At 44.2% G+C, this 12,285-nt stretch carries 8 protein-coding genes and 1 pseudogene; 2 read left to right on the top strand and 7 right to left on the bottom strand.

The window, feature by feature from the left end; translation table 11 throughout:
• Positions 1-109: 109 nt before the first annotated feature.
• The 7 genes from DW830_RS07490 to ppdK all read right to left on the bottom strand — a co-directional run bounded on the left by DW830_RS07490 (position 110) and on the right by ppdK (position 8,261).
• Positions 110-595, bottom strand: a complete 486-nt coding sequence (locus DW830_RS07490; protein WP_317125384.1) for an SLOG family protein — start codon at positions 593-595, stop codon at positions 110-112.
• Positions 592-1,173 (bottom strand): phosphoribosyltransferase, encoded by a 582-nt coding sequence (locus DW830_RS07485; protein WP_119249450.1) that lies wholly within the window; start codon positions 1,171-1,173, stop codon positions 592-594. Before DW830_RS07485 ends, DW830_RS07490 begins: the two co-directional genes overlap by 4 nt.
• A 657-nt stretch (positions 1,174-1,830) precedes the next feature.
• Complete coding sequence (locus DW830_RS07480) at positions 1,831-2,169, bottom strand: single-stranded DNA-binding protein (RefSeq protein WP_117588259.1); 339 nt, start codon at positions 2,167-2,169, stop codon at positions 1,831-1,833.
• Between the two features lie 752 nt (positions 2,170-2,921).
• Complete coding sequence (locus tag DW830_RS15665; protein ID WP_158573454.1) at positions 2,922-3,095, bottom strand: hypothetical protein; 174 nt, start codon at positions 3,093-3,095, stop codon at positions 2,922-2,924.
• A gap of 512 nt (positions 3,096-3,607) precedes the next feature.
• Positions 3,608-3,829, bottom strand: coding sequence for a hypothetical protein (locus tag DW830_RS07470; RefSeq protein WP_117587336.1), 222 nt, complete (start codon positions 3,827-3,829; stop codon positions 3,608-3,610).
• Between the two features lie 60 nt (positions 3,830-3,889).
• Positions 3,890-5,371, bottom strand: a complete 1,482-nt coding sequence (locus tag DW830_RS07465) for a phage integrase SAM-like domain-containing protein (RefSeq protein WP_119249447.1) — start codon at positions 5,369-5,371, stop codon at positions 3,890-3,892.
• A gap of 169 nt (positions 5,372-5,540) precedes the next feature.
• Entirely contained in the window at positions 5,541-8,261 is a 2,721-nt protein-coding gene (gene ppdK / locus DW830_RS07460) for a pyruvate, phosphate dikinase (protein ID WP_119249446.1), read from the bottom strand.
• Between the two features lie 1,049 nt (positions 8,262-9,310).
• Between ppdK and rlmD the strand changes: the two are divergent.
• Together rlmD and DW830_RS07450 are read left to right on the top strand one after the other, a co-directional pair.
• Positions 9,311-10,759, top strand: a pseudogene (gene rlmD / locus DW830_RS07455) (23S rRNA (uracil(1939)-C(5))-methyltransferase RlmD); the annotation flags it as partial.
• Between the two features lie 177 nt (positions 10,760-10,936).
• Positions 10,937-12,130, top strand: a complete 1,194-nt coding sequence (locus DW830_RS07450) for a porin (RefSeq protein WP_119249445.1) — start codon at positions 10,937-10,939, stop codon at positions 12,128-12,130.
• The last annotated feature ends 155 nt before the right edge of the window (positions 12,131-12,285 follow it).

Genomic DNA, 12,285 nt, shown 5'->3' with positions numbered 1-12,285 from the left:
TCACATAATAGGTAAATGAGAATATAAAAGAATTATCCAATTACATCAACAAGTTAGATATAAAGGATAGGCATTACCTTTTTAGCAATACCTATCCAAAAGGCAACCATCAAAACAGGTTGCAAATTTGCAAGCTCAACCGCTTTGCATTCCTTACAGTATAAAAAGTTCCTCCCTTTGGCTTTCCATCAAAGTATGCAAGCAAAGCCGCAACGTGGTTCAACATGAAATCATTGCGTTTGAGAAAACAGCCATTGTAATAATGCTCACTCAACACAATAACATCATCCACTTTCTCCAAAATCATCAGATAACGTTTTTTCTGATTGGCACCCCATCTTTCATTTTGCTCCCGATATGGAACAGTGGCAACAAGAAGGATGCCTGGAAGTTCCTCCTTCAGTTTCAGCACCTCTTCAGCAGCAAGCATATCAAAGCCTAGAGCCATTCCACAAAAGAAATTACGAAATCCCTTGAAATAAAGCAAGCGAATCTCATTGCTAACACTCTCCCTCACCTCTTCCACTCTATCAGAAGAGATGAATCGGTGTCCCGTAAATGCTACGGAACACCATTTTTCATACTTTTCAATCATTGTCTATTATATCTATAAAAAGTTTTACCTAAGAACATGCCACCCAAAACGTGTGCTCCGCTATCCTCCAATTTGTTAGCAAAATCCGCATAGCTTTTGCCTGTGGTGACAACATCATCAAACACACATATCTCCTTGTCCTTGAAATAGTAAGTGTCCAAGTCAATAAGTTGCGCTTGGCGTTCCGTCTTTTTCTTACCTCTTCGATGGTTATGAACATCTAATCGGTCTTGAAGCACGCACACATGAGAAAAGCCATTGCCTATGCCGGTAAGTTCACTGACTCTATTACAGAACATCATGTATCTGCTTTGGTAATTCTCCTTCTTACTCGTCGGAACACAAACCAAAACCATACTTTTTACTTTCTCGCCATATTCCTCTTTCAAGTGCTTGGCAGTCATCTGAGCTACTTTCTCATAAGCAGAATCACGAGAATCTTTGAAAGCCCATACCAACTGCCTTGCAGCCTTGGCATCCTCACCTACGTTCTGAATGCGAGCAGGAAAGTATTTCACGAAGAAACTAATCTTCTTATCCAGCTGATGCTGAATGTTTTCGTCTATTACTTTTGCCATAATCACTATGTTTTATTGGTTCAACTTTAAAAATTATACTTTGGATTTCCGGAACCTTCTAGCCTTTTACAGTTATTTGTTTCGTTCGATCCGATATTTTTTTTAATCATACCTCGGCGTGTCCTTCGCCTCCTGTAGCCTTTTTACGTGCAGAAAGGATAGCAGCCCAGAGGAGTCAGAACGCCAAGGAATTTGGTAGAAACTTTTCTGGAATACCCAAATAAGAATTATTTGCGGAAGGCTTCCAGGAAAGTTTTAGCCAAATAAGGAGTCCTCTCCTGGTACTTGGCATCTGACAGGGCCGCCATAACTTTGCACGGGAAAAAGCAAGGGAGGCAGATGGCACGCTACCGCTTCAATAAAAAAGTGAGGTCGAACAATAGAAACAAATATGAAAACATAGATATAAGAAAAGTAGAATATAGCCATATAGATATTGCCTTATATAAACATAGAAACAAAGCACTATATCCTTATAGGACTATATGTTTATATAAAAATATAGACATATAAATATATACATCTATAACAATATATAGATATAAAGCATAAACTACTAGATATAAGCAACTTAGTAACGAGCAGTCAAAAAGGCTATTCAAAAAATAGCCTTTTAGATATTGCCAATAAAAGTAGAACATAGAAACAAAAGGAGGTCTAAGCCTCCTTTGCTGTTTTTCGCACCAATTCAATCTTGGTGGCAGTCATCTTGGTGACATGGAAATCCTTTCCATCCTTGGTATAGGTATCAGCTTTGAAGAATCCTTCAACCTTTATCAACTTACCCTTCTGGAGCAAATCCAAGGTGGCGGTGTCATCATTCTTAATCCATGTCTCGATGTTAAGGATAGCCGAGAGCTTGATTTCCTGGTCATCCTTTTTCACTGAGGTTCTATATGAGATTCCGAAGCGTGCGATGCTTGATTTCTCAAAGTTATGTACTTCTGCGTTATTTACTACGAAACCAGAGATTGTGAAATTATTCATTGCGTTCATAATTGTAATTTTTAAATGTTAATACTAATTTTACGTGCATAAAAACAGCAACCAAGGAGAAGGTGAGTCGCGGCAAGAGATGTCCAATATGTTTTTCACCCATAGGGCATGGAGTTTTTGAAACCGGAGCAACTGCACCCAAAAAGTCTGAAAAAGATATTGAGACAAACAGGATGTGCGCCCTTGCCAACACCGCTTGGGCTAACTTTGCAAAGTAAAATGGTTGTTAACAGGATTATAAAAATTAGCTGAACGCATCAGAACTACTGATTTCACAACTGGTTTTAGATAATGCAGAGCAACATCTATACACAAAATCAAATTTGCACGAAGATGCCAAAATATAACACAGAAAAAGGAAGCAAGAAATCAAACAGCTTCTTGACATGAAGCATAAAAGAACAAACATCGCCATTTTGTTCTAGAAGAGTAATATCAAAATCGAAAGGATTTAATCTAGACGACTATACCAAGAACAAGAAGTATCACCATCAAGAAGACTGTTACCATAAAACAACTCAAAAAATAAAAAAAGACTACAAACATTCAAATATATACGTTCTACAACAATTGGTAATCTATACAATAGAAAAGAGGCTTATAAAGAGCGAGTTAAGTTCTTATATAGATATATAATTATATAAACAAATAAGAAAATAAAAATATAAATATAGAACCATATAAGAAAATGTAACAATCGGTTTGTCCACCATATTCTTTAGGACATCCTGGACAAGCCAACCGCTCTCCCTTTAGTCCCATGGCACCATCATCGATGCCGACAGGGGACAAGATTCCACAGCTTCAGCTATAGAATCTTGGGGCATAGAGGATGGCACACTTGTGGGGAGAATGGCATAGCCATGTGGCTTGGAGAGAGGGGTAGCCTGGCTTTCAAAATAGGTGGAGATGGGAAGGAAGTTCATCTTCGCCAAAAACGGAAGCAAGCCTACCCTGAAAGAAAAGTCCTCCTCGCATGTATGCCATCCGCCAAGGGGTGTGGTGGCCAAAGCCCCACATGAAAGTTCGGCCTATCTCCCTTGCTGCTCTATGGCATCACAGTGCAGTTTCTCAGGCTTTCAGGAGAACTCAGTGAAGCCGAGGATGGATGAAAGTCAGGAGAAAGGGAATAAAGCGAAGCCATAGACATAAGAAAAGCGCAAGTGTTCCAAACAGCTACTATTTGGAACATTTGCCAAGACACCCATCGGCGATACCGCTTTACAGGCGAAGCTGAACGGTTCGTTTGTTGGCTACGACTGAAGAGGGAGCAGCCGAAACCAAAAAGAGGTAACAAATCAACTTTGCCACCTCTCTTTGTCTTAATACTCAAAGTTCTTTAGACCATTTCTTACCCCATGGGGTATAAAGCCATGCTAAAAAAGCCAATGCTGGCACTAAGCAAATAGCAAAAGTTAATCCTAAAGCATTCATAATTTTATCTTTTTGATATTATTAATCCAATTATAGCCAAGACTATTGTCAAGACAATCCCCAAGTATATAGCCGATACCGTGCCATCTTGGTCTGTCTTTATTATTTTAAAAAGTGCCGCCAATCCACCCAAGACCATAATAGTGTATGTAAATTTGCTCATGTCAAAGAAATACTTGATTACAGTTTCTCTGATAAACCTTTCTTTCTCATTTTTCTGTTTCATTTTCTTAATTGTTGGCAAAGTTACGAAAAAGTTTCGTAACTTGCAAGTTATTACTAATATTTATTTCACTATTCTACAATAATCCTTAGTTTGCCCCTTATCTTTGTTTTCGATACGGATTTGAACCATCGTTCTTGCAGGGATGGTATCTGGCATTCTAGCCATAAGATATTCAATAACATCATTTACATTATTGAAGCCGACATCTTCCACCTTCACTAGAGCCTTGCCTCTATAATACAGCGTACCTTTGATGAGCTGCTTATATGAGAATCTTTCGAAATGGTCACCTTTCTCATCTGAAACATGAGTAGTAGAGCGATCTTCCGTGAAGAAAATCTTCTCCACCACCTTTTCATTGAGTTCCCAGGCTGGCGTAAAATCTAGCTTCACATAAGTTCTCGTAACTCTATAGCGATCAGAGTGGTTCATTGCAAAGCCAACCTCTGCCAACGTAGCCCCACATTCATTTTGAGCCACAGTAGCCCACGTATGGCGAAAAGTATAGACGCAATAAGTTTCATCATGCTTCATACCAAGTGATTTCTCGCAAACTTTTCTTATGCCAATGTTGACATTGGCACCGAAAGAGTCACTGGAAGTCATTCTTTGGTGGAAATTAAACAAGTAAGGCGACTCGGTCTTATCCAAATACTTCTCAAATAAAGGCAGGATGATTCCAGGCACTCGCATCTCGATATAAGCATTATCTCGTCGGGCATTTCTTGTCTTTGCTCGCTCATAGCCAATTATTCCATCATGATAGTCCTTTTTCTTCAACCTGTAAATATCAACGGTATTGATACCAGCCAAGCACATGACCATCATAGCAACATCCCTGCCTAATTCTGGCAAAGGAAAGACTCTGTCGCTCTCTGGAAGTGGGGCAGCAAAGAACGCCCGAACTTCTTCCATGGTGATGGCCTTCTTCTCAGGAACATCAGAACTTGGTATTTTCACCTTTAGCCAAGGATTTGTAGTGATTCGAATCATACCATTATCATAATCATTGAACTCAGCCAATGCTTGCTTGAAAATCTGTCTCACACAAACAGGGTACATCTCCTTGGCTCTAGCTGTCTTAGATAGAGTTTTTATCCAACCATTGATAAACTGGGTAGTAAGCTGGGAGAACATAACCTTGTTGCTTCCGGCATATCTTTCCAAATGCTGATAAGCCAATTCGTAGTTTCTTGCATTTCGCTCATGCCCATCATTATACATTTCATCATGATATTTTCTAGCGTAGTCAGAAAAACATATGTCCGCAGTACCTTTCTCCAAATATGCCACAACATCATGGACGCTCCACTTTCTAATCTCCACCTTATTCAACAACTCTGCAAACTTTGCGATTCTTGCAGAACAAGACTGAAGGACAAAAGGATCCTTAACCTCTCTGTTTTTCTTGTCCACACCTTTAGAATCAACAATCTTATCCGTCCTTATATATTTCACTCCACGATTGTGAGTGATACGGATGTAAACTGGCCAAAAGCCATCATTTCTCTGTTTCTGAACAATTACCTTAAATGTAGCCATAAAACTTCTAAACACGCTCTAAACGTTAAACAAAATTACTCTAAAACTTTTCTAAACATTTCGTTTCATTTTTAGCATTTTAGTGCTACTATTGCTAAAAACGAATTAAGAGGAAAGCCCCTGTTTAAAGGACTTTCCTCTTAATTAACTGATAATCAACAAATATTCTTTATTCTTCGACAGCAGCCTGTGCCGCAGCCAAACGTGCGATTGGCACGCGGAATGGAGAGCATGAAGCATAGTTCATACCAACCTTAGCGCAGAACTTAACTGATGAAGGCTCACCACCATGCTCACCGCAGATACCAGTGCGGAGGTTAGGACGGGTAGCACGACCATTCTCTACTGCCATCTTGATGAGCTGACCAACACCCTCCTGGTCGAGAACCTGGAATGGGTCAACCTTCAAGATCTTCTTCTCCATGTATGCAGGGAGGAATGAAGCGATGTCGTCACGAGAGTAACCGAAGGTCATCTGTGTCAAGTCGTTAGTACCGAATGAGAAGTACTGAGCCTCTTCTGCAATCTGACCTGCTGTAAGGGCAGCACGAGGAATCTCAATCATTGTACCGATCTCGAACTCAACCTCTACACCGTACTCGATGAATACTTCCTTAGAAGTAGCGAGGATGATAGCCTTCTGCTGCTTGAGCTCCTGAACAGTACCGATAAGAGGAACCATGATTTCTGGACATGGGTTGTAACCTTCCTTCTTCAACTCGCAAGCTGCACCAAGGATGGCACGAGTCTGCATAGCTGTAATCTCAGGGAATGTGATACCGAGACGGCAACCACGGTGACCGAGCATAGGGTTGTTCTCTGCCAGAGAGTTCACACGCTTCTTGATTTCCTCTACGCTTACGCCCATCTCCTTAGCCATAGTCTCCTGACCAGCCTTATCGTGTGGTACGAACTCGTGGAGAGGTGGGTCGAGCAAGCGGATGTTCACGTGGCAGCCATCCATAGCCTTGAGGATTCCGTAGAAGTCAGCCTTCTGATAAGGGAGGAGCTTGGCAAGTGCCTTCTCGCGCCCCTCTACAGTACCTGCCAGAATCATCTCACGCATAGCAACGATCTTCTGATCATCGAAGAACATGTGCTCTGTACGTGTCAAACCGATACCCTTTGCACCGAAAGCACGAGCTACCTCAGCATCGTGTGGAGTATCTGCATTGGTACGGATCTCCATCTTTGTATATTTGTCGCAGAGGTCCATCAGCTCCTTGAAGTCGCCTGAAAGCTCTGCAGCCTTTGTCTCAATCTGTCCTGCATAAACCTGACCAGTAGTACCGTTCAGAGAGATGTAATCACCCTCCTTGTAAACTACGCCCTCGATCTCAACAGTCTTAGACTTGTAGTCAACGTTGATAGAGCCAGCACCAGAAACGCAGCACTTACCCATACCACGAGCTACAACGGCAGCGTGAGAAGTCATACCACCACGAGCGGTAAGGATACCCTCGGCAGCAGACATACCAGCGAGGTCTTCAGGAGATGTTTCAATACGAACCATGATGACCTTCTTGCCATCCTCGTGCCACTCCTGAGCATCGTCAGCGTGGAATACGATCTGACCGCAGGCAGCACCTGGAGAAGCAGGGAGACCCTGAGTGATGACCTTAGCCTTAGAGAGCGCCAGCTTATCGAATACTGGGTGCAAAAGCTCATCGAGCTTCTGAGGCTCACAGCGCAGGATAGCAGTCTTCTCATCGATCATACCCTCGTGGAGGAGATCCATAGCAATCTTCACCATAGCGGTACCTGTACGCTTACCGTTACGTGTCTGGAGGAACCAGAGCTTACCTTCCTGTACGGTGAACTCCATGTCCTGCATATCGTGATAGTGGTGCTCCAGCTTATCCTGGAGAGCATCGAGTTCCTTGTAAAGCTCAGGCATAGCCTCTTCCATAGAAGGATACTTAGCTGCGCGCTCCTCCTCAGAGATGCCAGCACGCTCAGCCCAGCGCTGAGAACCGATCTTTGTAATCTGCTGTGGTGTACGGATACCAGCTACTACGTCCTCACCCTGTGCATTGATAAGATACTCACCATTGAAGAGGTTCTCACCATTACCTGCATCACGAGAGAAGCAAACACCAGTAGCAGAAGTCTCGCCCATGTTACCGAATACCATCGCCATGACAGAAACAGCTGTACCCCACTCATCAGGAATACCTTCCATCTTACGGTAGAGGATAGCGCGCTCGTTCATCCAAGAACGGAACACAGCGCAGATAGCACCCCAGAGCTGCTCGATTGGGTTAGTAGGGAAATCCTGACCAGTCTGCTCCTTGATAGCTGCCTTGAAGAGCTCAACGAGTTTCTTGAGAGACTCTACAGAGAGGTCCTTGTCGAGAGTAACCCCCTGCTCTTCCTTCACCTTTTCGATGATAGCCTCGAATGGATCGATGTCTTCCTTGTTAACTGGCTTAAGACCCATAACAACATCACCGTACATCTGTACGAAACGACGATATGAATCGTAAACGAAATGAGGATTACCGGTCTTCTTGACCATACCCTCAGCCACCTCATCATTCAAACCAAGGTTGAGGATGGTATCCATCATACCTGGCATAGATGCGCGAGCACCTGAACGTACTGAAACGAGGAGAGGATTCTCTACGGAACCGAACTTGCTGTTCATCAAAGCCTCTGTATGAGCTACAGCAGCCATTACTTCATCCTGAAGAAGTTCCTTGATTTTTTCCTCACCTACCTCATAATACTCGTTACAGGTATCAGTTGTGATGGTGAAACCTGGAGGAACAGGTACACCAATAAGGTTCATCTCGGCGAGGTTCGCACCCTTACCGCCAAGAACTTCGCGCATCTTCGCATTTCCTTCGGCTTGTCCATTGCCGAACGTATAAACTCTTTTTTCGTTCATTTTGTTATAGGTTCAAAAATATTATATAATTCTAGTTATTATCAATTTTTTGTTGATGATGCAAATATACAACATTTCTCTGAAACTACCAAACTTTTATACTCTTTTTTGCTATCTCGAGATTACATTTCACACTGTTGTCGCACACACTAGGCTATTTTTAACAATCCCCTACTAATATGACCGTATTGAGAAGAAATTATAAGTTGGCGAAGAAAGAGATTCTGACACTCTGAGAGGCAGAGCTCCCTTCAAGACTGCCTTTTCCTACGTCGCGACGCGGGAATTATTACGTCGGGACGCAGGAATTGCTACGTCGCGACGTAGGAAAAAGGGCATCGGGAGAGGAAAGGTGAGGGTGTGTCATAAGAAAGTCTTCCGCCAGGCGTCCCGGCGGATTTGACCCCGGCAGGCGTCCCGGCGGATTTGCAATCCGTCGTTAAAAAAGGTTCGACCTATAGACAACGGGGGATTTGTAATCCCCCTATAAAAGAAAAAGCATACTCCTTTGCTGCGGATTACAAATCCGCAGAGCCGAAATAGGTTAGGACATTTTTTAACGCCAGATTGCAAATCCGGCGGGACGCCTAGCGGAAAGGTCAAAAGGTCAAAAGTCACATTTGACAAAAGTGAAAAAGTGAAAGTGAAAAGGTGATTTTGGTGAATGCACTGAAAAGATATAAGATATAAGCTATAAATTTCAAGATATGGAAGACTGAAATTACAAGATAAGAAAGATAAAAATCTTATATAATAATGTACGCGCGTAAGTACTACTTTTTATAATAGCAAACTATACTATATACAATAGCAAAGCATCAGTAACTCGTCTTTTAGGGAAAAGTTTCTTTTGACCTTTTGACTTATTCACCATTCACCAAATTCACCTTTTCACTTTCACCTTTTCACTTTTTGCCTTTCCACTATTCTGCCTTTTCCACCTTCACCATCCCAACATCCAGGACAAAGACTGAAAAAATCCGGGACAACTCTTTCGTTTCTCGCAAAAATGTATTAACTTTGCAGCCATAAAAAAACAAATTTGAATTATGGCAAGAAAACGTAAACCATTACCTCTCTTGGAGAACATCACCATCGAGGCCGTAGCAGCCGAGGGTAAGTGCATCACCCGCGTAGATGACCAGGTCATCTTCGTGCCTTTCTGCGTACCTGGCGATGTGGTAGATTTGCAGGTAGTTAAGAAAAAACATAAGTATTGCGAGGCGAAAGTAGTTCGCTTCATCAAGAAGAGCGACGTAAGACAGGAGCCTATGTGCGAGCACTTCGGCATCTGTGGCGGTTGCAAATGGCAGAACCTCCCTTACGAGGAACAGATCAAGGCGAAGCAGAAGCAGGTGGAAGACCAGCTCACCCGCATCGGCAAGATCGAACTCCCTGAATTCCGCCCTATCATGGGCAGCGTGAAGACCCAGGAGTACCGTAACAAGATTGAGTTCGGATGCAGTAACAAGCGCTGGTTTACTTCAGAAGAGTTGGCTCAACTTCCTCAGAAAGAGGATGATACCGTAACTTCGCTCAAGGAACGCCACGCCCAGAATGCCATCGGCTTCCATATCACCGGTGCCTTCGACAAGATTTATCCTATCAAGAAGTGCTGGCTGATGGATGACCTCTGCAACGAAATCCGCAACTTCGTCTTCGAATACGCAGATTCTCACAACTATACCTTCTACGATCTTCGTGAGCAGCACGGATTGCTCCGCGACATGATGATCCGCAATTCGAACACAGGCGAGTGGATGCTCGTATTCCAGTTCCACTACGATGAGGAGGGAGATGAGCAGAGAGCCTTGGAACTGATGCAGCAGGTGGCAGACAAGTTCCCTCAGATTACCTCACTCATGTATGTAGATAACCAGAAGGGAAATGATACCATCAACGATCTAGAGCTCAGCCTCTTCAAGGGCAACGACCACATCTTCGAGCTGATGGAAGATTTGAAGTTCAAGGTGGGTCCAAAGAGTTTCTATCAGACTAACACCGAGCAGGCTTACCACCTTTATTGCGTGGCTCGCGAGTTTGCCAACCTCACCGGAAACGAGTTGGTTTACGACCTCTACACCGGTACCGGAACCATCGCCAACTTCGTGGCTCACAAGGCAAAGAAGGTGATCGGTATCGAGTACGTACCAGAGGCTATCGAGGATGCCAAGGTGAATTCCCAGGTAAACAACATCGAGAACACCCTCTTCTATGCAGGCGACATGAAGGATATTCTGACCAACGAATTCATCGCCCAACACGGTCGTCCAGACGTCATCATCACCGACCCTCCACGTGCCGGCATGCACCCTGATGTAGTGAACGTGATTCTGAACGCAGCACCTAACCGCATCGTATATGTAAGCTGCAACCCAGCTACCCAAGCTCGCGACCTGCAGCTGATGGACGACCACTACAAGGTGGCTGCCGTTCAGCCGGTAGATATGTTCCCTCATACTCCTCACGTAGAGAACGTCGTTTTGCTCGAGAAGCGCAGTGATGCTGAAATCAAGCAGAAGAAGAAGGAGCGCAGAGAGCGAGAGAAGGCGATAGCAGAAGCCAAGGCTGCCAAGGAGGCAGAGAAGCTCGCCCAGGAAGCAGCCAAAGCAGAAGACCTCACAGCAGAGGAACTCGCTGCCAAGAAATAAACCTAAAAACAAAATAGAAATAAGATGAAAAAAGGTATCATCCTGGCGCTCATGGCTTTGACTGCAGTGTCAGCCAGCGCCCAGAAAAAGCAGACCATCGAATTGCCTTCATGGTTGAGCAATGTGAAATTGTCGGGTTATGGAATGACCCAGTATCAGTACAGCGGGCAAAAGAATGCGGAATCTAATTCGTTCAACATCCGTATGGCGCGTATCTCCCTGGAAGGTCGCATTGCCGACGACTTCTACTGGAAGACCCAGATCCAGTTTAACGGCAACACTTCCAACCTGGGTTCAAGCCCAAGAATGGTGGATCTGTTTGCTGAATGGCAGAAGTATGACTATTTCAAGGTGAAGATTGGTCAGTTCAAGAACCCATTTACCTTCGAGAATCCGATGCATCCTATCGACCAGGGCTTCATGGGTTATTCACAGAACGTGAGCAAGTTGGCGGGTTTCAGCGACCGTGCCGGCGAACACGCTTCCAATGGTCGTGACATCGGTCTGCAGCTTCAGGGTGATTTCCTCAAGAATGCCAACGGCCGCAACCTGCTGCATTATCAGATTGGAGTGTTCAACGGTCAGGGCACCAACACCAAGGACGTTGACAATCAGAAGAATGTGATTGGTGGTGTATGGGTAATGCCAGTAAGCGGCATGCGCATCGGAGCCTTCGGATGGACCGGTTCTTACGCAAGAAAGGGAACTTGGAACGATGATGAACACGGACAGCAAGTTATTGTAGGCGAAGAAGGTGGCAAACCTGTTGTCGGCAATTTCTCTGGCACCCGCAAGCTCTCACAGAACCGCTATGCCTTCTCTTTCGAATATAAGAAAGACGGCTGGACCGTACGTTCAGAGTATATCCACTCTACCGGCAAAGCTTTTGCCAAGAGCATCACTAATTTCAACGATGCCAACGCCAAGGACTGCAATCTGAATGCAAAAATCGGCGATAAGGCACAGGGTGTTTACGGATTAGTGATTGCCCCATTGGCTCAGCTGCCAAAGAACAGCCGAATCGACATCAAGGCACGTTACGACATGTATCAGCCTAACGGCAAGAACAATATGCAGAAGACCCAGTATGAGGCTGGCTTGAACTTCCACATCGGCAAGCGAATCAGCATCCTCACCGAGTATGCATTGGTGAATGACAAGACCCTCGCCAAGCACAATTACTCCATGGCAGATGCAGAGTTCTGCTTCCGCTTCTAACAGATACAGCAAGAGGGTGTGTCATAAGCCACATCCCATACGCCCTGAAAGGGCAGAAGCTCCCAGCCCAGGGTAACACCCTGGGTATTATGGACATATACAATACCGCCCTGTAAGGGCAAAAGCTTTCTTAATATTTTTAAAGCTTTTGCCCT

Origin of the sequence: Prevotella sp. AM34-19LB (assembly GCF_003468525.1) — a bacterium.
Lineage (GTDB): Bacteria > Bacteroidota > Bacteroidia > Bacteroidales > Bacteroidaceae > Prevotella.
The sequence above is the reverse complement of the archived record's forward strand: the minus strand, read 5'-3'. Positions and strand labels throughout refer to the sequence as shown.